This window comes from uncultured Rhodococcus sp., from assembly GCF_963525155.1.
In the GTDB taxonomy this organism is placed as follows: Bacteria; Actinomycetota; Actinomycetes; order Mycobacteriales; family Mycobacteriaceae; genus Rhodococcus_F; species Rhodococcus_F qingshengii.
Genome location: NZ_CAURKP010000073.1, coordinates 1 through 26473, shown reverse-complemented (window position 1 = coordinate 26473; position 26473 = coordinate 1). Strand labels below are relative to the sequence as shown.

Below are 26473 nucleotides of genomic sequence, written 5' to 3'. Positions count from 1 at the left end.
CGTGAACATGGTGACGGTGTCCGCTCTGGCCACGACACTGTTCCTGGGCGGGTGGCACGCACCGTTCCCGTTCAACCTGTGGGACGGCGCCAATTCCGGTTGGTGGCCCGTGCTGTGGTTTGTCGCCAAGGTGTGGGGCTTCCTCTTCGTCTTCATCTGGCTGCGCAGTACCCTTCCGCGGTTGCGCTACGACCAGTTCATGAATCTCGGATGGAAGATTCTCATCCCCGCTGCCTTGGTGTGGGTGATGGTGATCGCGACTGTTCGGGCCTTCCGCAACGAGGGTTACAACACCTGGGTCGTACTTCTTTGCGTCGCACTGGTTCTCGGAGCTGCGCTCCTGATCGTGTTGGCCGGGACTTACCGCAGCCGACGCCGAACCGCCGCGTCGGTCACCGCTGCGGGGAACATGCCTTTCGATGCGATGTCGGGCGGCTTCCCGGTTCCACCCCTACCTGGTCAAACGCTGCCGACCCGAAAACTACCGGGTCAGAAGGTGCCACCGCCGCGGCGGACAGATGTTTCCGACACATCGGAGGACTCCCATGCCTGATTTCCTCGGACCTATCGCGGGTTTCGGAGTGACGCTCTCGACAATGTTCAAGAAGCCCGAGACCGAGTTCTATCCGGAGGAGAAGCGCCCCACCGCGCCCGGATACCACGGTCGCCATCAACTCAACCGGTATGCGGACGGACTCGAGAAGTGCATCGGGTGCGAACTGTGTGCCTGGGCCTGCCCCGCCGACGCGATCTATGTCGAGGGTGCTGACAACACCGAAGAAGAACGGTTCTCCCCCGGCGAGCGTTACGGGCGGGTGTATCAGATCAACTACCTGCGGTGCATCGGCTGTGGCCTCTGCGTCGAGGCTTGCCCCACTCGGGCTCTCACCATGACCAACGAGTACGAGATGACCGACGACAACCGAGTCGGGTTGATCTACGAGAAGGACCGCCTTCTCGCGCCCCTGAAACCCGACATGGCAGCGCCACCACACGCGCTGCGTCCCGGCACAACTCAGGACGACTACTACCGCGGCGACATCACAGCAGCTCCCGAACAGGCAGTACCCGCACAAGCAGCACCCGAACAGCCAGCACCCGAGCAAGAGCCGAACCCGGAGACCGAGAAATGATCGCGGCGGTCACGACCACGATCCTGGCGGAGGGAACGATGACATCGACCTCCACCGGCGAGGCGGTGCAGTTCTGGATCCTCGGAACCCTTGCGGTGATCAGCGCTTTGGGCGTGGTCGCCGCCCCCAAGGCCGTCTACTCTGCGCTCTTCCTTGCAATGACGATGATCATCCTGGCCGTCTTCTACATCGTGCAGGGCGCACTGTTCCTGGGTGTCGTCCAGGTCGTCGTCTATACCGGCGCAGTGATGATGTTGTTCCTGTTCGTCCTGATGCTGGTCGGCGTGGATTCTTCGGACTCCTTGGTCGAAACGCTACGGGGACAACGCGTCAGCGCGATCGTGATCGGCGTCGGATTCGGGCTACTCCTTATCGGCGGCCTCGGAAATGCGTCGATCTCGGGGTTCACCGGATTCACCGGACTCGACCAGGGCAACATCGACGCTCTCGCCGATCTCATCTTCATCCGCTACGTCTGGGCCTTCGAACTGACTGGCGCACTGCTGATCACGGCGACACTTGGCGCAATGATGCTCGCGCATCGGGAGAAGATCGGATCCACGCTCAGCCAACGCGAACTCTCGCAGCAACGATTCGCGTACCTGGGCAGCGATGAGAGTAATCCCGACAAGGGCTCGGCCACTCCCCTCCCCAGTCCCGGCGTGTACGCACGTCACAACGCAGTGGACATGCCGGCACTGTTGCCCGACGGAACGTTCTCGACGCTCTCTGTCAGCAGCGCGCTCACTCCGCGTTCCCCGGATCCGAGTACCGGTGAGGAGTCTGCGCGATGAATCCCGAGAATTACCTGTATCTGTCGGTCCTGTTGTTCACCATCGGGGCTGCGGGAGTCCTCCTGCGACGCAACGCCATCGTGGTGTTCATGTGTATCGAATTGATGCTCAACGCCGCGAACCTGGCATTCGTGACCTTCGCGCGCATGCACGGCAATCTGGACGGCCAGATCTTCGCCTTCTTCACGATGGTGGTAGCTGCGGCCGAAGTAGTCGTCGGCTTGGCAATCATCATGATCATCTTCCGATCTCGGCGTTCTGTATCCGTCGACGACGCAGACCTGCTGAAGTACTGACATGTCAGGAGGAATCACGTCCGCCATCTGGTTGCTCCCCGCCCTGCCCCTGTGCGGCGCCGCTGTCCTGTTGCTGGCGGGTCGTCGCACGAACGCGTGGGGCCACCTGTTCGCCTGCGTCATGGCACTCGCGTCGTTTGCCGTCGCAGTGGTGTTTTTCATCGCCATGCTCGGCCGCGACACCGCCGACCGCACCGTCACCGAGCACCTGTTCAGTTGGGTCCCGGTCGACAGTCTTCAGGTCGAGTTCGGACTGCAGCTTGATCAACTGTCGATGTGTTTCGTCCTGCTCATCACCGGTGTAGGTTCGCTGATCCACATCTACTCGGTCGGCTACATGGCGCACGACCCCGAGCGTCGTAAGGTCTTCGCCTACCTCAATCTCTTCCTCGCTGCGATGCTGCTCCTCGTGCTCGCCGACAACTTCCTCGGGCTCTACGTCGGCTGGGAAGGCGTCGGTTTGGCGTCGTACCTGCTGATCGGCTTCTGGCAGCACAAGCCGTCGGCGGCGACCGCTGCCAAGAAGGCTTTTGTCGTCAATCGGGTGGGCGACATCGGATTGATGATCGCGATGATGTTGATGTTCAGCACGTTCGGCTCGCTCTCGTTCAGCAACGTCTTCGCCGACGCGTCCGGCGCAAGCGAAGGTGTCCTGACGGCGATCGGCCTGATGCTCCTCCTCGCTGCATGCGCGAAGTCCGCGCAGGTGCCACTGCAGTCTTGGCTCGGCGACGCGATGGAGGGCCCCACCCCCGTTTCGGCTCTGATTCACGCGGCCACGATGGTCACGGCCGGCGTCTACCTGATCGTGCGCTCCAATCCGATCTTCGATCTCGCGCCCGACGCTCAACTCGTGGTTGTCATCGTCGGTGCCGTGACGCTGCTGTTCGGTGCGATCATCGGCTGCGCGAAAGACGACATCAAGAAAGCGCTCGCCGCGTCGACCATGAGTCAGATCGGATACATGGTCCTGGCGGCGGGCCTCGGACCAGCTGGATACGCCTTCGCAATCCTTCATCTGATCACCCACGGATTCTTCAAGGCAGGCCTGGTCCTCGGCGCGGGTTCGGTGATGCACGCGATGAACGACGAAACCGACATGCGGCGCTACGGCGGACTTCGAGCGTTCATGCCACTGACTTTTGTCACGTTCGGGCTCGGATACCTTGCCATCATCGGTGTTCCGCCGTTTGCCGGGTTCTTCTCCAAGGACAAGATCATCGAGGTTGCGATCGGCGAGGGTGGCGTCAAGGGTGTTGTGCTGGGCATCGTCACCCTGTTGGGTGCGGCCCTCACTGCCTTCTACATGAGCCGCGTGATGCTGATGACCTTCTTCGGGAAGGCCCGCTGGGAGAACCAGAAACCTCACGAATCTCCGGCGGTGATGACGTCTCCGATGATCATCCTGGCGGTGGGGTCCGTCGGCGCCGGGATGCTCCTGACCATCGGGTCCAGCTTGCAGAACTGGCTCGAACCGGTCGTCGGCTCACATCACGTCGAACCGCCGATACCCGCATGGTCGATCACCGCGCTGGCGCTGCTCGCAGTTGCCGCCGGCGTCGCGATTGCGTATCGCGAGTACGCCACCCGGGAGATTCCACTTGTGGCACCGACTCCGGTTTCACCGTTGACCGGTGCGGCTCGCCGCGATCTGTACGGTGACGCCTTCAACGAGACGGTGTTCATGAAGCCTGGACAACAACTCACCAAGTCGTTGGAAGTGTTCGACACCAAGGGAATAGGCGGCGTCGTGGGCAGCTTTGCGGTGGTCGTCACCGGGCTGTCCGCGCTCACGCGGAAGCTACAGACCGGGTTTGTTCGCTCGTACGCGCTGGTGATGTTTGTCGGAGCAACACTCGTGGTCGCGACAATGATGGCGGTGACACTGTGGTGATCGAAGCGGCGGTGAGCGACTCTGTGACCAATACCGGCTTCCCCGCGCTGACGGTGCTCTGGTTGCTTCCGCTCATCGGAGCGGGTGTTGTCCTCGCTCTGCCGGCACGGTCGTACCAATTTGCGAAGTCTCTCGCATTGGCTGTGTCCGTGGCAGTCCTGGTGGTCGCCGCCGTTCTCGGAGTTGCGTTCGACCGCGGCGGCGAACAATTTCAATTTGTCGAAAGCCACAGCTGGATACCGGCTTTCGGCACCAGCTACACACTCGGACTCGACGGGATCGCACTCGTTCTGGTTCTTCTCACCGCAGTGCTGGTGCCATTACTACTGATCGCGGGCTGGAACGACGTCCCGGCAGACCCGGCATCACCCAAGAGAATGCCGCACACCTATTTCGCGCTGATCCTTGTTGTCGAGTCCATGGTGATGATTTCGTTCAGCGCCTTGGACATTCTCTTGTTCTACATTTTCTTCGAGGCAATGCTGATACCGATGTATTTCCTCATCGGCGGGTTCGGCGGAGTGGGCAGATCTCGCGCAGCCGTGAAGTTTCTGCTCTACAACCTCCTCGGAGGCCTGGTCATGCTCGCTGCAGTCATCGGCCTGTATGTGGTCACCACGCGCGACGAGAGCCCCTTCGCCAGCGGCACTTTCGACTTCCGGGCGATCGCCTCAGCGGCAAACAGCGGTGAACTCGGTGTTGGACCCGGGGTGCTCAACGCCTTGTTCCTCGGATTCATGTTCGCGTTCGCGGTGAAAGCACCGCTCTGGCCGCTGCACAGTTGGTTGCCGGACTCCGCGGTGGAATCGACTCCGTCGACAGCAGTGTTGATGATGGCGGTCGTGGACAAGGTGGGCACGTTCGCGATGATTCGCTACTGCCTGCAACTGTTCCCGGAGTCGTCGTCGACCTTTGCACCGTGGATCATCACGCTCGCCGTTATCGGGATCGTCTACGGCGCAATACTGGCGATCGCGCAAACAGACGTCATGAGACTGATCGCCTACACGTCGATTTCGCACTTCGGCTTCATCATTCTCGGAATCTTCGCGATGACCAGCCAGAGCCAGGCGGGTTCCGCGCTGTACATGGTCAATCACGGAGTCTCCACTGCGGCTCTGTTCTTGATTGCGGGATTCCTCGTCTCGCAGCGAGGTACTCGATCGATCGCGGCGTACGGCGGCGTCCAGAAAGTTGCACCCGTACTTGCCGGCACATTCCTCGTTGCGGGGCTGGCAACGCTGTCGCTGCCGGGTCTCGCGCCGTTCGTCAGTGAGTTCCTGGTGCTGATCGGAACGTACTCGCGATACCACGTGGCCGCTATCGCGGCGACTGCCGCGCTTGTCCTGTCCGCGATCTACATACTCTGGCTCTACCAGCGCATGATGGGCGGACCTGTGAAGGAAGAGCAGGGAACGATCCGCGACCTCGCTCGACGCGAACTCGTGGTGGTCGCCCCTCTGATCGCACTCTTGTTGCTTCTCGGCATCTACCCCAAGCCTGCCTTGGACGTCATCACTCCTGCAGTGAGCCATACGGTCGTCGACGAGGCTCCGACCCCGCTCGTCGCCGACCACGAAGGAGGTGCCCACAAATGAGTTCCTTCAACGACGTGACCATCCTCGGCTCAGCCGGCACGGCGTCACCCAGTGTCGAATACAGCTTGCTCTCGCCAATGTTGATCGTGTTCGGTGTTGCGGTTGTGGGCGTACTCATCGAGGCATTTGCACCCCGGCGTTTTCGATACCCCGTGCAACTCGTCCTCGGTGTCGCAGGCTTGGCGGCCGCATTCGTGGCAGTGCTTCTGCTCGCCGGCACGCGGTCGACGGCGATGATGGGTTCTGTAGCGGTCGACGGTCCGACCCTTTTCCTGCAGGCCACGATCCTTCTCGTGTCGATCCCCGCAGTACTGCTGATCGCCGAGCGAGGCTCGGGCAACACCGCCGAGGTGATCGCGCAACACGACGCGCTCGGCGGTTTCACCCCTCAAGCGTCGAGCGTCCCCGGAAGTGTTGCGGAGCAAGAAGCAGTGAAGGTGGGTATCGCCCAGACCGAGGTCTTTCCGCTCACCCTCTTCGCTGTCGGCGGCATGCTCCTTTTTCCCGCGTCCAACGATCTGCTGACGATGTTCGTTGCGCTCGAGGTGTTCTCACTGCCTCTGTATCTCCTGTGTGGTCTGGCACGCCGACGTCGCCTGCTCTCCCAGGAAGCTGCGCTCAAGTACTTTCTGCTCGGGGCATTTTCGTCGGCGTTCTTCGTTTTCGGAATCGCGTTGCTGTACGGCTATGCCGGGACGGTCACGCTCTCCGGTATCGCCGACGCAGCACGCAGCGGGTCGGGTACCGATGCCTTCCTGTGGCTCGGGACAGCACTCGTGGCCGTGGGATTACTGTTCAAAGTCGGTGCCGTGCCGTTCCATTCGTGGATTCCCGACGTCTATCAAGGGGCGCCGACGCCGATCACCAGTTTCATGGCTACCGCGACCAAGATCGCCGCATTCGGTGCCATCCTTCGTGTCTTCTATGTGGCTCTGCCCAACGAGTACGTGAACTGGCGTCCACTGATGTGGGCGGTCGCGATTCTCACGATGGTTGTCGGATCGATCGTCGCTGTGACGCAAACCGATATGAAGCGGATGCTCGCGTATTCGGCCATCGCGCACACCGGATTCATTCTGACCGCTGTGGTTGCGGATTCGGATGCCGGCCTGGCCTCGGCGATGTTCTACCTTCTAGCCTACGGATTCAGCACCGTGGGCGCGTTCGCCGTCGTGAGTCTGGTTCGGGACGCAGACGGTGAGGTCGCGACGCTCTCGCGCTGGGCCGGATTGGGCCGGCGCTCACCGCTGGTCGGAGTTGTGTTTGCACTGTTCCTGTTGGCTTTCGCCGGGATCCCGTTGACCAGTGGGTTCATCGGAAAGTTCGCGGTGTTCAGCGCAGCAGCCGAGGGCGGGGCCGCACCTCTCGTGATCGTCGGCGTCCTGTGCAGCGCGATCGCCGCGTACTTCTACGTGCGAGTGATCGTGTTGATGTTCTTCACCGAATCGGCCGCAGACGCTCCGACCGTCGTGGTACCGAGTGCACTGACCAGCAGTGTGATCGGCCTCGGCGCCGGTGTCACGCTCATCCTCGGCATACTCCCCCAGCCGGCGCTCGACCTCGCCGAGCGTGCAGCGGACTTCCTACACTGAGCCGATGCGTGAATCTGACCTCGACCCCGGACTGCCGAGCACCATCCGGTCGCCATGGTTCGTCGGGTTTTCAGCGGTAGCGATTGTCCATCTGATCCTCAATGCCGCTGATGCTGCGCCCTGGGACGGGATCACCAAGGTCATGCTCGCTCCGATTCTGGCTGCATGGGTTGTCGCCCGACGCGGACCTCGAATTGTTGCTGCTGCGCTTATTGCCTGTGCTTTCGGAGATTTGTTCCTGATCTGGGACTCCACGTTTGTCATCGGGATGGCAGCCTTCGCGATCGGTCACCTCTGCTTCATCCGATTCTTTCTCTCACACGGCGCACTTCGGGAGATACGAAGGCGGCCATGGTTTCTGTGCGCTTACACCGTCGCTGGGATCGCTCTTGTGTCGTACACCTGGACCGGTCTCGAACCTGAACTTCGAATTGCCGTCCCCGTGTACGCCGCAATCCTGGTGGGAACCGCATCAACCGCACTGACGTACAACTCGATCACCGGTATCGGCGGCGCGCTGTTCCTCACCTCTGACGCCCTCATCCTGCTCGGACAGGCGAACAAGTGGCAGCCCGCCGCTGCGGGCATCTGGATCATGACGCTGTACATCCTCGCTCTGTTGCTTCTGACAGTGGGAGTTCTCGGCCGGAGTAACACGCCAAACCGTCCATTAGCTCAGAGGCTGTAAGGATCAGCAACCAGCCGGACATCTCTTCATATGACCCCGAAATCCGAGGAACAGCCGCCGCCGAGCGGCGAAGAGCGGTTCACCGCCCTGTGGGACGCCTACGCCGGTCGGGTGTTCGCGTATACCTGTCGCCACGTTGATCATCACAGCGCGCAGGAGGTTGTCTCCGAGACGTTCCTCGTTGCCTGGCGACGCTTGGACGAAGTGCCCGAGCAGGCACTGCCGTGGCTGTTGGTGGTGGCTCGAAACACCGTGAACAACAACCGTCGCAGCGTTCGGCGCCTTGACGCGCTCACCGAGAAGATGGGACGCATCGAGCAGATTGCGGCATCGACGCCGGGCGCCGACGTCACTGTCACCGAACGCACGGAACTGCTCGAAGCACTGGCAACACTCACCGTCACCGAACGTGAAGCCCTGTTCCTAACTGCCTGGGACGGGTTGACCGCCACCGAAGCCGCGCGGGTCGCTGGGTGTTCGGTTCCGGCCATGCATGTTCGTCTCTTTCGCGCTCGGCGTCGATTGCGCGCCGGGTTGACTTCAGAATCCGTCACCGTAATCCCGATGAACACCGCCCGACCTTGCGCTGCCGCCGAACACGGGAGTACCCCATGACCAAAGATCTGCTGACCACGCTCGAGAAGCTGCGGCCGAGCGATACGGTTTCCGCCGAACTCTGGCCCGAGAACGTCCAAGATGCCGCACGCACCCGAATCATGGCTACCGAAAACAACATTGGGGCAACCAAAGCTCCACGCCGTCGCGTCGGTGCCATCGTTCTCGTCGCGGCGATCTGCGCAGCAGTGGTGGTGGGCTGCGCCGCTGCCACGGGGATGATGCCGAAAGCGTTCACCGACATGTACTCGGGTTGGCAGACGATGCCGGGAACCAACGGCGGAATAGATCCGTCCACCGCCGAGCGGGTCGGGTCCATTCCCGGACCTGACGGAACCTTGTTCAGCGTCTTTGTCGCCCACGGCGCCAATGGCTGGAGATGCGTCGCCCCGGTTTTCGAGGCCGCCGAAGATCTCGATCAGCGAGCACCCTCCGATTTCAGCCACCTTGGAGACAGTTGCTTTCCTGCTGCAGATCCCGATATGTACCCGGAGGAAGCGTCACCATTCGCACTAGGAGGCGGAGCCGGGATCATGGTTGCCGGTCCACACGAGGCGACCTACGACGCAGGAGCGGGAGGTGCTGTCCGAGCCGAACTTCACACCGCAGACGGCCAGATCTATCCGACAATTCTTGCCGAAGACCGCTTCTACGGATGGATTCCCCTGTCGCTCACGTCCCCTCGTCCAACCCTCGTCGGATATGCCGCAGACGGGACGGTCGTCGGCACCCGGTGAGCTGTCGGTACCCTCGAAAGATGACTGCACACGCCCCGAACGAGCGCATCCCCAGCCAGTGGGAAGAGATCACTGCAGCCGACTCGACGCATTCCACACGATATGTCGAGCGTTTCCGTTCCATGAGAGCGGACGGCAAGGACATTGTCGGGGAAGCACGTTTGATCGACGCGATGCTCGGACGCGGTGGCCGGGTTCTCGATGCAGGGTGCGGGCCTGGCCGACTCGGCGGTTATCTGCACGACGTCGGGCATGTGGTTGTCGGAGTCGATGTCGACCCGGTTCTCATCGCTGCCGCAGAAGAAGACCACCCCGGACCGACGTGGCTTGTCGGCGATCTCGCCGAACTCGATCTGCCGGCCCGCGGTGTCGAGGCAGATTTCGACGTCATCGTGTCGGCAGGCAACGTGGTGGCGTTTCTCGCGCCGTCCACCAGGCAAGCAGTATTGTCAGGATTTGCTCGTCATCTCGCTCCGAGCGGCCGAGTGGTCATCGGATTCGGTGCCGGCCGTGGCTACGAGTTCCCCGAGTTTCTCGCCGACGCGACCGCGAGTGGCCTCGAGGCTGATCTGCTGCTCTCCACGTGGGATCTTCGCCCGTTCAAGGAGGATTCCGAATTCCTGGTCGCGGTGTTCTCCCGCGCCTGACCCGGCACTTCCCCCGCAGTCCCTGCGATCCGTCACACGGCGATCAACTCACCCTGATCACAATGGTGGCGACTGTTGTTCACTACGAACATAATTGGATCAATGCGGGTGTGGCCGAGCGGCAAGGCAGCGGTCTGCAAAACCGTCCACGCAGGTTCGACTCCTGCCATCCGCTCCCATTGAGATTCCGCCTTACGTTACGGAGCAACCACGGTATCGCCGCCGGGCTTTCGTGACATAGCTTCCGCTCGAGCCGAACCATTGCCCTGGAAACATCGCACCACCAAGATGTTTGGCATGCCCCCGGAGCACCACGGTTCCGTACGTGTCGCCGAACGTCCCGGCCGATGCGGGAACTGCGCGCACCCCGCCCCTTCGCTGGAGCGTGGGTGGATCGAGCGCTGCCTCAGGTTCGCTCCGCAGCCCGCTCGGTGTGCAGAAATCCTGGTGATGGACCACTACACCGGAGCGATGGAATTCTGCCGGTGCCGACATCCGTTCCACGGGTCCTGATCGCGCCGGATCCTCGAGATCCGCTGTCGAGCCGAGTCCCTCGGCGCCCCGGCTCGACAGCGAAATCACACCTGAATCAGCTCAGCGAGCTCAGCAGCGGCTCGAGAAGCTTGTAGAGCTCGAAGATTCCGATGATCGTTGAAATAGAACCCATGATGATCCTCCGTGATTCGTGAACTTTCCGTGACGTCGCGTCACAGGCAGAAAGCTAACAAACCCGGCATTCAAACGGGGACCTTGGATGTGTCCGGCAGATGAACTCCCTGCTCGGAGAAGCATTTTGGTGACCAGCGTCATGCTCATCGAGAAATGAGCCCCATCGTCACATCACCTGACACCGACCGACGGTAGCAGCAAAAGTCTGCCCGTTGCGATCTGGCGATACATGGCACCATTTCCACCCCATCCGACTCTTGCTTTGTGCGCTGAATCCGATTACATTTCTCAACAATAACGGTACGCGTAACGAAATAAAGAGACGGTCTACTTCACAGCCCGATATATCCAGTGCCACAACCCTTCCGGGCTCTTGGAGGGGCGGCGTTTCGTCGCGTCCATAAGCTCCTCACTCCCCGATCGAAAGAGAGCACGATGACCACAGAGAGCGTCTCCGGCAATCAGCCGCGACCGGTAGCAACTATCGCAAGCCTGACCCTGCTGATCGCTGCCGTGGCCGCGCTCGAAAGCATCATCGTCCCCGCACTCCCCCTGATACAGAGAGACTTCGGAGTGACGGCCGACGTCGGAGCGCTCGCATCCGTCGCTCTGACGTTGAGCACTGTCCTCGTCACGCCGATGGCCGGGCGAATAGCCGACGTGTACGGCGCCCGCCCCACCTTGCTCGCGATCACGACAATCGTTGTCCTGGGCGGCAGCGTGTCCGCTCTCGCAACGATCTTCCCGCTGTTCGTCCTCGGCCAGTTTCTCCAGGGATTCGGGCTCGGGTTGCTTCCCGTGAGCTTCGTGGTCCTACGACGCACTTTGTCCTCGGACCGACTGAAGACGGCCACGGGTTTGCTCGGGGCTGTTGTAGTGGCCGGCGGCGCTCTGGGAGTCGTATTGGCCGGGCCCGTCGCGGAAAACGTCTCACGCACCGCGATGTATGCAGTTCCGACCGCGTTCGTTTTGCTCGGCGCAATTGCTTTTGCCGTGAGCACACCACGAGATCACATGTCGAACGTCGGCGGCCGACTCGATTGGCCGGGAGCGGGCGGATTGGCTCTGGGATTGTTGACGCTGACGGCGTGGCTGGCGAGCGCATCGAGCAACGGGTGGGGCGCACCGACGTCGATGCTGCTGCTTCTCGCTTCCGCTGCCGTGTTCACGATCTGGGCCAGGTATCAGAGCCGGACAACCGAGCCGATGGTCGACCTGACGATGATGCGGCATCGTTCGATGTGGAGCGCCGTGGTCGTCGGCGTGGTTTTCGGGTTCACCTACGGCGCTGTTGTCTATCTACTTCCGCAACAACTCGCCGTGCCGGCAGAGAGCGGATTCGGCCGCGGTGCGTCGACCAGCGCCATCGGCTTCCTGCTGTGCGTCGGCTACGGCGCAGCGGTCATCGCGTCGGTGATCTCCGGAAAGCTCGCACAACGGGTCGGCACGAAAGCCATTGCGGTAGCGGGAGTTGCCTTCCTCGGCCTGAGCGGCGCCGTCGGGGTCTTTGCAACAACGATGTGGCAGATCGTTGTGGTGCTGATCCTTGCGGGTACCGGCGTTGCCGCCGCGTCGACGGCAGTGTTCGTCATCTCCGCCGACAGCGCACCGGCAGACCGCGTAGGTGTCACGACGGCAATAGTCACGATCGCCAGATCGCTGGGTTCTGCTGTGGGAACCCAAATTGCCGCCGGGATCATCGCGAGCGCGACTTCATCCGGCGGCCTTCCCCAGCACTCGGCATTCGCCACAGCTTTCGGAGTGGCGGCAATCGTTGCGATTGTCGGACTCGTTGTCGCGGTGACGATGCCGAAACCGGCATCAACCGATGTTCAGTGGTCGTCGTCGTCCTCGTCGAAGTCTGCGACTCCGCGCTTCCAGTAGCCCGTGATCAGGTGGTCGCCCGAACTCAGGCCGAGTTCGTCGCGCACGAATCTGCGAATCGGCTTGAGACTGGTGGCCTCACCGGAGATCCAGGCGTAGACACGCTCGCCCTCGGGCACGGTGACCGTCCGTACTGCCTGCTCGAGCAGATCCGAGTGACCGGCTGGGACGTCACCGCGGTGCAGCCATCGCACCTCGACGCCTTCCGGAACAGTGAGTTCGATTTCCTGTGAAGGGTCGGTGATCTCGACGAACACCCACCCGGCGGCAGCAGCGGGCATCATCTCGAGCCAACGAGCAATGGCAGGAAGGGCGGTGATGTCACCGGCCAGCAGATAGCGGTCGTACGTCCACGGAACCACGACGCCACCGGGCGGACCTGCCACGTGCACCCGAGTACCGACGGTGGCCGCCTGAGCCCAATCAGAGGCGTACCCACCATCGTGGAGCGCGAAGTCGAGGTCCAGCTCCCCCGCCTCGGCGTCGTATCGACGGACGGTGTACTCACGCGAGATCGGCAATGGACGAGGCCACTTCAGGCTGAATCCGTCGCGTTCGGGTAGACGTAAAGTTCCGTCTGCATCCGGGTAGACCAGGCGAACATGCTCGTCGGGAGCGTGCGATTCGAAGCCCGCCAACTCCGGTCCACCCAAGGTCAGACGCAACAGTCCGGTCCCGACCATTTCGCTGCGAACAACTTCGAGTTCGCGAATGCCGATGGGGTACGGCACTTTTGCGCCGGTGGTTCCCGCCAGAACTTCGGCGATGGTCGCGAGGTGGTCTCCTCGGTTCATGAACTACCTTCCTTTTCCGGCGGAGCATTCCCCACCGGCACAGTGTTTTCGGAGAGATCGACTTCGTTGATCTCCGAAGTTACCCGGCGCACCGAACCCAATGCTGCCAGGAGCACCAGGCCCAGTGTCACACCGGCGAGCCCCAAGACCAGTAGCGCGGCGCCAGGCTCGAGCCACTGCCCGAGGAACCCGGCTGCCATCGAACCGATCGCCGTACCCGTGACGGCTTGCACCATCCACAGACTGGACACGCGTCCGCGCAATTCGTCCGGCGTGTTCTGTTGAAGGACTGCAAATCTCAGAATGTCGTTGAGTGCGCGGCCGAGGCCGAATCCGGCCAGGCCCAGGAACGCGACAATCGCTGCTCCCGACGCACCCAGTACCACCAGGCCGAGAGGCATCAGCGCAACAGAGATCAACATCGCGGCGCCGTTGCGGTGGACTCGTCCGGTCCAACCGCTGGTGAGGGAACCGACCACAGCGCCGACAGCGGGGGCGCCGTAGAGCAGACCGAGCATGGTGGGTCCGCCGCCGAGAACCTGGTCGACGAAGGCAGGCAGCAACACCATCGGCCCGCTGACGAACATGACCAACAGACCGCTGATCAGGATGCCGCGAATGACTGTGTGCGTGCCGGCGAATTTCACGCCGGTCACCAGCGCGCGCATCGGGCTTTCGTGATTCGTGCCCGGTGCAGGAGAAGGGCCGATGGCTTGGAACAACGTGACAGTTGCTGCGGTGGCCACCGCAGCAACAAAGTATGTCGCGGGAATGCCGCCGGAGGCGATGATCACGCCGGCGATTGCCGGCGAGATCATCGTCCCGATGTCGGTGGTCAGCGCTACCAAAGCGCCGGCCGCAGCCATCTTGTTGCGCGGCAACAACGTCGGCATCAAAGCCATCAAGGCCGAGCTGCTGACACCGCCGGCCAAGCCGTCGACAGCTGCCGCGACGTAGATGACCCACATCGACGGGTGTGGCAAGAGCGCGTTGCACCCGAGAATGACAAAGCCGAGACCCGCAGCACTGCGGGCCAACTGGATGGTGCGTCGCCGATCGTAACGGTCAGCGAGCACGCCGCCGAACAGGCTGCCGAAGAACATGGCGATGGCCATCGCCGTGGACACTCCGGCAACCTGCAAGGTCGAGCCGGTGAGCTGGTACGTCTGCGCGGGGACGGCTACGACGAGCAGTCCGATCCCGAGCAGCGAGATCAATCGCGCGGAAAAGGCGTACCTGAAGGGACGGCTGGTCCGCAAGGGTGAAACATCGATCACCAGCCCACCGAATCGAGTCATGCGAAGGTCTGGCCGATCAGGTCGAGGGTAGCCATTGCGCCGTCGTAGTCAGGACGGTAGCTGCTGGCGGGGAGCTCGAACGTCGTGCCTGCCTTGAAGGACGGCAACTGCGAGTAAAGCGGATCGGTGGCAAGTTCGGCCATCGGGCGACCGGACACCGGAATCACAAAGGCGACAGGAGCATCGGCGACCTGCGAGAGCAGTTCCGGGCTGACCTCGAACGAGTCACCCGAGCCGAAGAGCTGCGGGTTGCCGGCCTTGGCCATGACGTCGTCGGCCTTGAAACCGAGCTCGGCGAGCATCGCGGGCAGCGCGGCCGTCGGCGGAACGAGGTACGGCTTGTTGCTCGAGACCGAGAGGAAGTAGACGACGTTGCCCTCGGGAACCTTGATCTTGCCCTTGACCTCTTTGACCTTGTCCTCGTATGCGCTCATCAGTGCCGGAACCTGGTCGGAACGGCCCGCCGCGTCGGCGACGATTTCGAGCTGCTTGTCCCACGCGGCGACCGTCTTGGGGACCAAGACGGTGGGTGCGATAGCAGTGAGCTGATCGTAGAGTTCCTCGGACTGAACCGAGGTGATTCCCTGGCCACCGCCGATGATCAGGTCGGGCTCAGCCGCCGCGACGGCTTCGATGTTGAGCTGCTCGCCGGCCGGCAATTCCTTGGTGCCCTGCGCCTTTGCGGCGTCCGCCCAAGCCGGCGGGAATCCACCGTCGAGGTTCGTGACACCGAGGACGCGGGTATCGGTGGCAACCACCGGTGCGTCCAGGGCGTACAGGTATCCGGCGAGACCGCCGCTCAGAACCACGATGCGCTCCGCCGACGCGGGCACGGTGACCGAGCCCTTTTCGGTTTCGATCACGCGGGTCGTGGGCTCTGCAGCCTTGGTCGGTTCGTCGTTCGAATCGCTACTGCAACCGATCATCGCCACGAGTGCGACGATCAGCAACCCTGCGATGGCGACGAATCGTCGCCAACTCCGTATCGCGAGGGGCGGTGTGGACTTCATCATTGAGCTCCCATTGTGTTTCAACTGTGTGGTTTTCGAACTATGTGGCCGTGCGTTTCGACAAATGGCTGTCGAGCAGCGGGGCAATCGCCGCCCACCCGGCTGGGGTCACCAATCCGGCGTGGTCGTACGGCAGATGGTGTACTGCCATGTCCCGGTCCCCGCGGACTCTGCGCCAGCGATCGGCCAGCAGCTGTCCGGACGCCTCGGCGTCGGCGGTGATCAGAGTAACCGGTCCGTCGTAGGTTGTGTCGGTCGAGCTGGCCACGAGCAAACGAGTGGCATCAAAACCCGCCCGAACAGCGTCGACCAGTCCCGTTGCCTGAGTGAGGATCTCGGGTGGCAGGGCGGCCGCCAGATCTCGGTCGTCGGCATCGTCGCGACCGTGATCGTCACGATCTCCCAGTGGATGAGTATCGATCAGACCGGCGAACTCCACCGTCTCGCCGATATCGACCAGCTGAGCAGCCATCGCGGCAACGACGTTGCCACCGAACGAGTAGCCGAGCAGGTGGTACGGCCCGCTCGGTTGCACGCCGCGAATCGTGTCGACGTACATCGCTGCCAGTTGGTCCACGTTCGTCGGTTCGAGTGGCTCCCCGGCAACTGTGGGCAGTTGCAGGCCGAACAGTGGACGGTCGGCCTCGAGAACACCGGTCAAAGGCGCAAAGGGCCAAGCGAATCCACCGGCCGGATGCACGCAGAACAGTGGTTCTCCGCTGCCTTCGGCTCGCAGTGTCAGGAGGCGATCACGACTCAGATCGATTTCGGACGCCGACTCGTCAAGGTGTACTGCAAGTTCTGCAACTGTCGGACGGGCCATCAGCGTTCCCACACCGACGCTCACCGACAGGTCGTGCTCCATCTCCCCCACCAGTCGCATGGCTCGAAGCGAGTCGCCGCCGAGATCGAAGAAACTCTCTTCGGGATCGACTGCCTCGACGCCGAGTACCCGCGCAAAGACCTGGCACAGTTGCCTTTCCATCTCGGTTCGCGGTGCTCGGGCCGCTGCTCGGGCGGGGGGTGCCGGCAACGCACCGCGGTCCAGTTTTCCGTTGGGCGTCAGCAGGATCGAGTCCACGACGACGATGTCCGACGGAACCAGGTGTGCCGGTACGCGTTCCCGCAACGCAGCTCGCAGATCGGTTGAATCGGCACCGGGTTCTTCGATGACGTAGCCGACCAGTCTCGGCGGCGCACCGCCTTCGCTACGGACGGACGCTGCCGCTCGCAACACTCCCGGCAACGACGCCAACGCGGATTCCACTTCACCCAATTCGATCCGAATGCCTCGGATCTTGACCTGATGGTCCGCGCGACCCAGGTATTCGAGTTCACCGTCGCGACGACGCAGTACGACATCGCCCGTGCGGTACATGCGCTTGCCGACGGAGTAGGGGTCAGCAACGAACACAGCGGAGGTCAACGCGGTCCGGTGAAGGTAACCCATCGCCGTTCCGTCTCCGGACATGTACAGCTCGCCCGCCGCTCCGATCGGTACCTCCCGCAGACCCGAATCGAGTACCCGCGCAGACGCGTTCAGAATCGGACGACCCAGGCAGGGTGTCTCGCTCCCCTGAACCGGGGATCCCATCGCGTTGATCGTGAACTCCGTCGGCCCGTAAAGGTCGTACCCGTCGACACCGTCCTGATCGCGCAATCGCGACCACAACTCGGCAGGTACAGCTTCTCCGCCGAGCATCACCAACACCGGCGTCCGCTCACCGTCGAGGAGACCGGCGGCCATCAGTTCCCGTGCATACGAGGGGGTTACATTCACGACGTCGATACCGACTTCGCGGTAATGCTTCACCAGAGACGCGGGGTCCAGTCGCGCCTGCTCGTCGATCACGTGAACTTCGTGCCCCGCGAGCAACCAGAACAGTTCCTCCCACGACATGTCGAACGAGAACGAGACTGTATGCGCGATGCGCAGACGTCGGCCACCCACACTGTTTTCGGTCGGAGTGAATATCTCGGCCTTGTGATTGTGATACATCGTCGTCAACCCGCGGTGACCCACCACGACGCCCTTGGGTTTTCCGGTACTGCCCGAGGTGTAGATGACGTAGGCAGGCTGGTCCGGTGAGGTCGGCCCGCAGACCGCGGCCTCGTCGACAACTGGTGCCGAAGACTGCCCGTCGAGTACCCCGGCCACGTCCGGGTCGTCGAGGACCAGACATGGCTGTCCATCGGGAACAACGAGGTCACGCGTCTGAGTCGTGGTGACTACCAGCGCCGCATCGCTGTCGAGGATGAGTTCGCGCAGGCGTGCCGGCGGGTGAGCCAGATCCAAGGGAAGGTAGGCCGCTCCGGTTCTCATGACGGCGAAGATTGCGACGACGTGATCGGCAGTACGCGGAAGCGCGAGCGCGACAACACGGGTCGGTCCCCCGCCTGGTACCGACTGCCCCAGCGCCGAAGCGAGTATCCGTGCCAGTCTGTCCACCCGAGAGTTCATCTCGGCTGCGCTCAGTGTGACGTCTCCGAAGACCAGCGCCGTCTCGTCCGGAGTTGCCGCTGCCCTTTCGCGCAGTAGTGCGTCCACGCTACCGCCGGTCTGGTCCGGCCGTGGCATCACGACGTGCTCCGAAGCGAATTCCGCGGGGGTGCGCGAAAGCGGAACCGCCGTGTCCGCCACCGTGGCGGTATCGGAATTCGCCATCACTTCGAGAATCGTGATGGTGCGGGACAGGATGTCCTGAGCCACGTCGTGCGGAATCAGGTCAGGACGGTTTTCGAGTGTGAGCGCCATCGCCGCGTCCCCGACACCCGGATCCACGTCGAGCGTGAGCGCATAGTGGGTGCCGTCCACTGCGTCGAACCCGACGATTCCACTGCGCCCGAACGTGTCTCGACGTGCCTGTTCGTCACGAGGCGTGTTGCGGAAGACGTAGAGCGTGTCGAACAGTGTTGCGAACCCAGCGCTTCGCTGCACGTCGCCGAGCCCGAGCTGGTGATGCCCCAGCAGCGAACCTTGTTCACGGAACAGGCGTCCGAGCAACGCCGAGATCTCCTCGCCGGGCCGGACCCGGACACGCACGGGAATGGTGTTGAGCGCCAATCCCACCATGCGGTCGGCGCCCTCGACCTCGGGTGAACGTCCCGAAACCGTCGATCCGAAGACCACGTCGTCACGGCCCGTCACGGCGCGCAATGCCAGACCCCACGCCGCAGAGACGACGGTGGACAGCGTCACTCCGCTACGTCTGGCCAACTCGCGTACGTGCTCGGTGATCTTCTGTTCGAGCTGAACCCGGGTGAACACCGGCAACGGAGCGCGTCCGCCTGATCCCGTACCACCCACGAGTGTGGGTTGCTCGAGATCCGCGAGGTAGTCCTTCCAGGACGAGATGGCGTCCGTGCGATCCGCTTCGGCGATCCATCGCAGGTGATCACGGAAGTCCGCAGGCTTGTCGAGCGCGCCGTCGAGTCCAACCGGGTCCGTGCCGTGTGTGCGAGCAAACTCGTAGAGCGCAAACAACTCCGCGTACATCAAGGTCTGCGACCAACCGTCGGTGAGCAGGTGGTGCTGAGTGAAGACGAGGTGCGCTCCCCCACCTGGCAACCAGACCAACACCATTCGAATGAGTGGCGGCGCACTCAAGTCGAACAGCCTGCCGAATTCAGCCTCGTCGACGGCGCGGACCTCGATATCCAAGTCCTCGGGTGCGACTGCGCTCAGATCGATTTCGCGGAAAGGCATTTCGGCTGCCCTGGGCACGAACTGCACCGGAGCGTCGAAACCGGCGTGTGTGAAGCCGGCCCGCAGGTTCGGATAGCGCCGCAAGAGCGCATCCCCCGCTGCTCGGAGTGAGCGAACGTCGACGGCGGCATCGGCGGAGAACTCGAATCGCGGCTGCATGTGATAGACATCCGTGCCGCCGGCGCCGTCGAGAACCGACTGGAAGTACATGCCTTCCTGCAAGGGACCGAGTGGCAGCACGTCCTGCCAGCCCGGGCTCAGCGACTCGAGCCGTGCCCGACGATCCGCATCGACGGCTACGAGTGGGCTCGGCACACGATCCGGCGCGGTGTCGGGCAATGCCTTCCGGTCCACCTTCCCGTTGAGGGTGAGTGGTAGTGCCTCGAGCACCGTGATGGTCTGCGGCACCATGTGTTCGGGTAGGAGCCGCGCAATCTCCTTGCGCACCAGTACCGAATCGAGCGTGGTTGCACCTTCGGGAACCACATATCCGTGCAGACTTCCGGTACCCGCCGCATCGACGCGAACGGTGGCTGCCGCGCGGAACACACCTGCCACCGATCCGAGCGCGCCTTCGACCTCGCCGAGCTCGATGCGGAAACCACGAACCTTCACCTGATCGTCAGCACGACGAAGGAAGTGCAAAACCCCTCGCCGGCGTCGGACCAGATCGCCGGTGCGGTAGAGGCGTGCCCCCGGCAGAGAAGGATCGGCGACGAACCGAGCGACGGTCAGATCGGGGCGGTTCAGGTATCCGCGGACCACCTGCGCACCGCCCAGATACAGCTCGCCCGCAACGCCTTCCGGAACCTCACGCAGGTCGTCGTCGAGGATTCGCACGTGCACATCGGTCCAGGGCTGACCGATCGTGACTCGGTCGCCGGTCGTGATGACCGAAGATGTCGCCCACACCGTGGCCTCGGTGGGTCCATAGACATTCCGGACCGAAGCAGCGTTGGCCACCAGATCGTCGGCCAGATCCTGCGGGAGGGCTTCCCCTCCCACCAGGGCTCGCACCATGGCGAGTCCGACTGCGTTCTCGTGTTCGGTGACCACTCGCCACAGCGCCGGCGTTGCCTGCATCACTGTCGCATCGCTTGCGATGATCAACGCCGACAACGCATCCGGGTCGCGAACCGTCCTGCGGTCTGCGATCACGACAGTCGCGCCCGCCGCGAGCGGGCACAGCAACTCGAGTGCCGCGATGTCGAACGACACCGTTGTCACCGCGACGATGCGATCGCCCGGCCTGATCCAGCAATCCTCGAGTACCGTGTCCGCGAAGGCTGCGAGGTTGCCCGTCGAGACCATCACGCCCTTGGGGCGACCCGTCGAACCGGAGGTGTGGATCATGTAGGCGAGGTGATCACCCGCCGCGGGCGGCGGAGGAAGCACGACACCCGAGTTGGTGAACTCACCGTCCACGAAGACACTCGTGGCGACCGTCAACGGAAGTTGCCCGGCGCTGTCGATACTGGTCAGGACACACACCGGAGCCGCGTCCTCGATCATGAACTCGAGCCGCTCAGTCGGGTAATCGACGTCGAGTGGCAGGTACGCAGCGCCGATGCGCAGTACCGCGAGCAGTCCGGCCACCAGATCCGCATTTCGATCCAGCGCGACGGCGACTACCTTCTCGGGTCCGGCGCCGACCGCGAGAAGTTCGCGGGCCAGCTCGTCGACGCGCGCCGACAGTTCCCCGTAGGTAATTCCGACCTCGCCGGAGATCACCGCGATGTCGTCGGGGTGGCGGCTGACGTGTCGAGCGAACAACTGCGAGATCCCCGACGGCGGCGTCGCGCGTCGGCCCGGGTCGCGATCCGGCTTGTTTTCCGCCAGTCGCAGATCCGCGACGACAGTGCTGATTTCGTGACCGAGGACCGCGATCACACCGTCGAGCAATGCGTCCGCAGTCGCGGCGTCGAACAGCCCGGCATCAACCGTCAATCGAAGTTCTGTTGCGGTTCGGACGAATTCGAGGTCGACGCTCTTTCCGGGCGAGTGACCGACACGGGCAGCGAACAGGCTGCTCGTCGGACGCCCGAGTAGATCGGCGATTCGGTCGAGGCTGACATCGGAATGCGCAAGTGCCTCGGAGACAGCGTTTTCGACTCGCCGAACGACATCGGCAATTCTAGGCCGACCGGACAGGTCGACCCGAATCAGGGTGTCAGTCCCTTCCGAGACCAGTCCGACCGCAAGGTCCCGACCACCGCCGAAGCTGTTCAGCGTCGCCGCCACGGCGGCCAACAGCACCGCGTCGAATCCTGGTTCGTCACCGAACCGGGCATCGCGTAGCTGACGGAGGTAGGTGTGCGGGCGGTACTCTTCGCCGCGCGGGCGGTCATACGGAAGGTCCGTTTCGAGGGGCAGGTCCGCGAGCGTGCGAACCCAGTACCGCTCGTGATCAGGATTTCCCGCCACCGCCGGGGCGCGGAACGTCGCCACGGTCACGACGGGTCGATCGACGCCAACGACCGAATCCGGCGAGAACTTCGTCCGATCGACGCGTGCGGCCACGGCAAGACCGAGGGGGGTCGGGGTGTCGAAGACATCCGAGACGACGACGCGAATTCCCAGCTTGCGCAGGCTTCCCACCAACCGCATCGCAGTGAGCGAGTGACCGCCGAGAGTGAAGAAATTGTCGCCCGGATCGACGTCGGGAATCTCCAACACCGTTGCGACACAGGCGCACACTGCATCCACGACCGCGGGATCGACATCGATCGCAGGATCGGACGCGGCCACCTTTTTCGTGACAGCGACATTTTTCGCGGCAGACACCGCATCGGCAACGGACGCTGCCTGTCGGACTACCGTGAGCACCGCGGATGCGGGAGCTGTCGGCTCGGTCAGCAACCCACGCAGGATCTCCGCGAGCCGTGTGACCATTCGCTCCGCCGTGGCGTCGGAGACAACTGCCGGATCGTAGTACAGAACCAGATCCAGACCGGTGCTCGGCGGCGCCATCAACGTCATCGGGTAGTGCGTGACTCCGCGGTTGGTGAATCCCTCAACCCGCAGGGTGTGCGATGCAGGCTGTCCTGCACCGGAGTTCGGGAAGTTCTCGAACACCAGGAGCGTGTCGAACAGTTGCCCGATTCCGGCGATGCGTTCGATCTCGGCCAAACTGGTGTGTTCGACGTCCACGATGTCGAATTGGGCGTTCTGCAGACCGACGAACTGATCGAGCAAAGGCCGGTGCGCGACGATGTCGAGGCGGGCCGGAATCGTGTTGCTGAACAACCCGACCATTCCCTCCACCCCCGAGAGTTCGGCAGGTCGGCCGGACACCGTGGCCCCGAACACGACGTCCCACTGTCCTGTCGCTTCGGCGAGCGCTGCTGCCCACGCACCCTGAACCAGGGTGTTGACCGTCAGCGCTCGCGCACGGCCGAGTTCGATCAGCGCTTCGGCGTCCGATGTCGCGAGAGGAACCTCGAGCGCGACGGGCACACTTCGCGGCGCTCCGGCGTCGGCAACGAGAGTCGGCGCGGTGAGCCCACGCAAACGCTCGCTCCACGCTGCGCGGGCAGAGTCCTGATCACGGCCGGCGATCCATGCCAAGTAGTCGCGATACGGCGTCGGCGCAGGGAGGTGCGTGTCGCCGTCGTGGTAGACGTTCATCAGCTCGCGCAGGACGATCGGAGTCGACCAACCGTCGGTGAGCAGGTGGTGCGCGTTGAGGACCAAACGGTGCACCCCGCCGGGCAGCCGAACCAGTAGTGCACGCAGCAGAGGCGGTGTACTGACGTCGAAGACATGCTTGGCGGCCTCGTCCTCGAGCTGATCTGCAGAGCGGAATGCAGTGTCAGCTGGAACGGAGGTCAGATCGACCGAACGCCACTCGACTTTTGCGCCGCGCGGAATGATCTGAACGGGCCGTGCGAACTGCTCGTAGTGGAACGCGGCGCGTAGGTTCGGGTGCCTGTCGATCACGGTCTCGAACGCGTCGGCCAACTTCGCCTCGTCCAGTGGCCCGGAGAGGTCGAAGCGTGCAGTGAGCGTGTAGACGTCTGCGGCTCCGTCACGGACCGCATGGAACAGGAGACCTTCTTGTAGCGGCGAGAGCGGAAGGACGTCGGCAAGCGGTCCGTGGACGGCTTCGAGTTCGTTGATCCCTGCCTGATCGACCACCGCGCCCTGGCCGAAGATCGTCGCCGAGCAATCGGACGGCGTCAAACCACCCTCGAAGAGCGCGGCATGCGCGGTCAGGGCAGCGAGCGCACGTTCCCAATGCTCTTGCAGCTCGACGATCGTCGCGCCGTCGAGCACTGAACCCGCCGCAGTCCATTCGACCGCCAGCGTCGTCGAGTCGTCCTCTCGGACAAATGCGTTGAGCGCCAGCACTTCCGACATAACCTTCGTCGCCGGCTCGATGACCGCGAATGGATCCTGCTCCGGCAATCGCCATCCGGTTCCGGGCAAGGACGGGAAGCGGCCCAGATAGTTGAGCAGCAGTTCGGGTGTAGCGCACGCGGAAAGGTCAGGTGCGGTGTCGGGATCCAGATGCCGCAGAACTCCATAGCCGACTCCGCCTCCGGGTACGGCGCGTTTTGCCTCCTTCACCGCACGAAGGAGATGCCCCGCAGCTGCTCCGCCGCTCAGTGCGTCGGCAAGATCGTCTGCGGTGAGCAGTGCATCGGTGGGAACCCGGACGGGGAACTCACTGGTGAACCACCCGATGGTTCCGGCGAAGTCGGTGTCGCTGGTGAGCGCGTCGCGGCCATGACCTTCGACGGTAACTGTCTGCGCGGGCAGCCCGATGAGGCCGCGGCCGTGCTGCCATGAGCGCAAGGCAAGCATCAAACCCGAGAGAAGCACTTCGTCGGCCTTGGCTCGATACGCCGCCGGAAGCGTGGTCAACAGCGCGTCGGTGACGGCCGGGGGCGCAATGGTTGTCGTGCGAGAGGCGGTTGCGGTCACGTCGATCTTCGGGTCGAGACGACGACTGCCGATCGGCTCGTCGTCCGCCTGTACCGACGCGGACTTCCAGTACTCGAGCTCTGACGCCCTGCTGCCAGAGGCCCCGAATTCCGCGAGCAACCCTGCGTATCGACGCCACGAACTTCCGCCTGCAGCCAACCGGGCCGACCTACGCTCGCGCGCTGCATCGGTAGCTTCGTGGAGGTCTGGAAGCAGAATTCGCCAGGACACACCGTCGACGATCAAATGGTGAGCCACGACGATCAATTGGTCGGGTCGACCGGCCTCGGTATTGACCAGTACGACTCGCAGGAGTTCACCGGCGCGTGGGTCGAGACTCGCCGCCGACGCCTCCGCGAGCTCTCTGATCCGGGACAGCTCGGAGGTGTCGGACACCTCGCGAACGAGTCCCTCGCTGCGCACTGCACCGGCGTCCCGGACGATCAATTCGGTAGTGCCGCTGTCGTTGTCACGGCGCAGGAGCAGGCGTAGAGCGTCATGGTGATCGAGGATCGTCTGCACGCCGGACTGCAGGTCACCCAGTGAAAGGCTGTCGTCGATGCGCACTGCGGTCCATTGCGCGTAGCCCGCGATTGCCTCGTCTGTCGGATTCTTGTCGATCATTGCTCGAACGATCGGCGGGGCGATCACGGTGCCGGTCGCCACGTCCGCAACCGAGGCTACGGCGTCGGCGTCATCGGCAATCTCACGCGCCGCAGCGGCGATGGTTCCCAGATCTCGCTGTGCCAGTAGTTCTTTGGGAGCAACGATCAGACCACGCACCCGCAGTCGACTGCTGACACTGATTGCCGTGATGCTGTCACCACCGAGGCCGAAGAAATCCTCGTCCACGCCGACGCGTTCGCGGCCGAGCACCTCGGCCACCACGTCACAGAGGATTTCCTCGTGTGGTGTGGATGCAGCGCGACCTTCCGATTCGGTAGCCGGGGCAGGTAGTGCCGCACGATCGAGCTTTCCGTTCACCGTGACGGGCAGTTCGTCCAGAACGACGATTGCGGCGGGAACGAGATGATCCGGTACGCGACCGGCGAGGTCACGGCGCAATTCTTCCTGCGGCGGAAGCGTCGCGCCGGCGGCGGCTACAACGTAGCCGACGAGGCTGGGCCGTCCCCCATCCGTACGGATCAGCGCGGCAGCGGCGCCGATTCCGGGTACCGATCCGAGAACAGCCTCGACCTCGCTCAACTCGACTCGATGTCCGCGAATCTTCACCTGCTTGTCGCTGCGACCTATGAAGTCGTAGCCCCGCCCCGGCACCCACCGCGCCACGTCCCCGGCGCGGTACATCAGATCTCCCGGAGCCCCGAAAGGATCTGCGACAAAACGCTCGGAGGTCGCGCCGGCGCGGCCGAGGTAGCCCCTGGCCAATTGCGGTCCGGCCAGGTAGAGCTCACCTCGTTCACCGTCGGCGACCGGCTCGAGCGCGCTGTCGAGCAGGTACGCACGGGTACCCGCGAGGGGGTACCCGATACGCGGTCCGGCACCTTCGACCGTGGTCGCGATCGCGTCGACCGTCGTTTCTGTGGGGCCGTACAGGTTTCGAGCCGGAACACCGGATTCGATGATCGCGTCCCACAGTGCGGGCGGTGCCGCCTCGCCACCCACGACGAGGAGCTGCAACCGCTGCGTACGCAGCAACCCGTTGTCCACCATCGCTGCCGCCATCGACGGCGTCGTGTCGACCACGTCGACGCAATCTCGCTCGAACGCCGCGACCAGAGCAACCGCGTCCTTCTGCAGTTCCTCGTCGTATACGTGCACCCGATGACCACACAGCAGCCACAACAGTTGATCGAGAGACGCATCGAAGGCGAACGACGCTGTGTGCGCGGTGTGCAGTTGGCGGTTCCCGACGCGCTCGGCGGTGTCCCGGTAGATGGTGGCGCGATGGTGGTGAAGCAGGTGCGCCAATCCACCGCCTCTGACCAGCACACCCTTGGGCTTGCCTGTCGATCCCGAGGTGTAGATGACATACGCCAGGTGATCACCATGCCGTGCTGTCGCCAGTTCACCGAGTTCGAGTGGAAGCTCGGAATTGGCACGGAGTTCTTCGCGGACTGCGTCGGAATCGAGGACGAGGGGGTCGGGCCGAGAACCTCCGACGAGTTGCTCGGCCAGAGTGGAAGTGGTGATCACGACCTTCGGCTGCGCGTCGTCGATCAGATCTCGCA

16 protein-coding genes and 1 tRNA gene are annotated in these 26473 nt (G+C 63.3%); 13 read left to right on the top strand and 4 right to left on the bottom strand.

The annotated features are described in order from the left end of the window. The 13 genes from RWT78_RS16080 to RWT78_RS16020 form a co-directional block, all read left to right on the top strand. Nucleotides 1–553, top strand: a 553-nt coding sequence (locus RWT78_RS16080; protein ID WP_314676612.1) for an NADH-quinone oxidoreductase subunit H, incomplete at its 5' end; no start/stop codon positions are given. After that, nucleotides 546–1133 carry an NADH-quinone oxidoreductase subunit NuoI gene (gene nuoI, locus RWT78_RS16075; protein WP_314676610.1) on the top strand — a complete coding sequence of 196 codons (588 nt, stop codon included), beginning with the start codon at nucleotides 546–548 and terminating at the stop codon, nucleotides 1131–1133. The genes RWT78_RS16080 and nuoI, both read left to right, overlap by 8 nt. Then, nucleotides 1130–1927 carry an NADH-quinone oxidoreductase subunit J gene (locus tag RWT78_RS16070; protein ID WP_218748354.1) on the top strand — a complete coding sequence of 266 codons (798 nt, stop codon included), beginning with the start codon at nucleotides 1130–1132 and terminating at the stop codon, nucleotides 1925–1927. The genes nuoI and RWT78_RS16070 overlap by 4 nt, the downstream gene beginning before the upstream one ends. Beyond that, a complete protein-coding gene (gene nuoK / locus RWT78_RS16065) occupies nucleotides 1924–2223 on the top strand; it encodes an NADH-quinone oxidoreductase subunit NuoK (RefSeq protein WP_003942238.1) in 300 nt (99 codons plus the stop codon). Before RWT78_RS16070 ends, nuoK begins: the two co-directional genes overlap by 4 nt. A 1-nt stretch (nucleotide 2224) precedes the next feature. After that, a complete protein-coding gene (nuoL, locus tag RWT78_RS16060; RefSeq protein WP_314676605.1) occupies nucleotides 2225–4117 on the top strand; it encodes an NADH-quinone oxidoreductase subunit L in 1893 nt (630 codons plus the stop codon). Continuing rightward, a complete protein-coding gene (locus RWT78_RS16055) occupies nucleotides 4111–5715 on the top strand; it encodes an NADH-quinone oxidoreductase subunit M (protein WP_042450689.1) in 1605 nt (534 codons plus the stop codon). Before nuoL ends, RWT78_RS16055 begins: the two co-directional genes overlap by 7 nt. Further along, nucleotides 5712–7307, top strand: coding sequence for an NADH-quinone oxidoreductase subunit NuoN (gene nuoN / locus RWT78_RS16050; protein WP_003942161.1), 1596 nt, complete (start codon nucleotides 5712–5714; stop codon nucleotides 7305–7307). The genes RWT78_RS16055 and nuoN overlap by 4 nt, the downstream gene beginning before the upstream one ends. 4 nt (nucleotides 7308–7311) lie before the next feature. After that, nucleotides 7312–7995, top strand: coding sequence for a lysoplasmalogenase (locus RWT78_RS16045; RefSeq protein ID WP_314676604.1), 684 nt, complete (start codon nucleotides 7312–7314; stop codon nucleotides 7993–7995). A 30-nt stretch (nucleotides 7996–8025) separates the two neighbouring features. Then, the gene (locus RWT78_RS16040; RefSeq protein WP_083057341.1) at nucleotides 8026–8610 is read left to right on the top strand and encodes an RNA polymerase sigma factor; all 585 of its coding nucleotides are present in this window, start codon (nucleotides 8026–8028) and stop codon (nucleotides 8608–8610) included. Then, on the top strand, nucleotides 8607–9347 hold the full coding sequence (locus RWT78_RS16035; RefSeq protein ID WP_314676601.1) for a hypothetical protein: 741 nt from the start codon (nucleotides 8607–8609) through the stop codon (nucleotides 9345–9347). Before RWT78_RS16040 ends, RWT78_RS16035 begins: the two co-directional genes overlap by 4 nt. Before the next feature lie 20 nt (nucleotides 9348–9367). After that, on the top strand, nucleotides 9368–9994 hold the full coding sequence (locus RWT78_RS16030; protein ID WP_003942244.1) for a trans-aconitate 2-methyltransferase: 627 nt from the start codon (nucleotides 9368–9370) through the stop codon (nucleotides 9992–9994). A gap of 104 nt (nucleotides 9995–10098) precedes the next feature. Next, nucleotides 10099–10169: transfer RNA gene (locus RWT78_RS16025), tRNA-Cys, on the top strand. Between the two features lie 929 nt (nucleotides 10170–11098). Then, nucleotides 11099–12547 carry an MFS transporter gene (locus RWT78_RS16020; RefSeq protein WP_314676598.1) on the top strand — a complete coding sequence of 483 codons (1449 nt, stop codon included), beginning with the start codon at nucleotides 11099–11101 and terminating at the stop codon, nucleotides 12545–12547. Here the strand turns inward: RWT78_RS16020 and RWT78_RS16015 are convergent. Genes RWT78_RS16015 through RWT78_RS16000 form a run of 4 tightly spaced genes read right to left on the bottom strand, consistent with a single transcriptional unit; the run spans nucleotide 12496 to nucleotide 26462 of the window. Beyond that, nucleotides 12496–13341 (bottom strand): siderophore-interacting protein, encoded by an 846-nt coding sequence (locus RWT78_RS16015; RefSeq protein WP_020907492.1) that lies wholly within the window; start codon nucleotides 13339–13341, stop codon nucleotides 12496–12498. The genes RWT78_RS16020 and RWT78_RS16015 overlap by 52 nt on opposite strands. Further along, nucleotides 13338–14639 carry an enterobactin transporter EntS gene (gene entS / locus RWT78_RS16010; protein ID WP_007735127.1) on the bottom strand — a complete coding sequence of 434 codons (1302 nt, stop codon included), beginning with the start codon at nucleotides 14637–14639 and terminating at the stop codon, nucleotides 13338–13340. The genes RWT78_RS16015 and entS overlap by 4 nt, the downstream gene beginning before the upstream one ends. Beyond that, nucleotides 14636–15649 (bottom strand): Fe2+-enterobactin ABC transporter substrate-binding protein, encoded by a 1014-nt coding sequence (locus RWT78_RS16005; RefSeq protein WP_003942170.1) that lies wholly within the window; start codon nucleotides 15647–15649, stop codon nucleotides 14636–14638. The genes entS and RWT78_RS16005 overlap by 4 nt, the downstream gene beginning before the upstream one ends. 40 nt (nucleotides 15650–15689) lie before the next feature. Beyond that, nucleotides 15690–26462: a non-ribosomal peptide synthetase gene (locus RWT78_RS16000; RefSeq protein WP_314676614.1), complete on the bottom strand. Its 10773-nt coding sequence runs from the start codon at nucleotides 26460–26462 to the stop codon at nucleotides 15690–15692. Nucleotides 26463–26473: the final 11 nt, after the last annotated feature.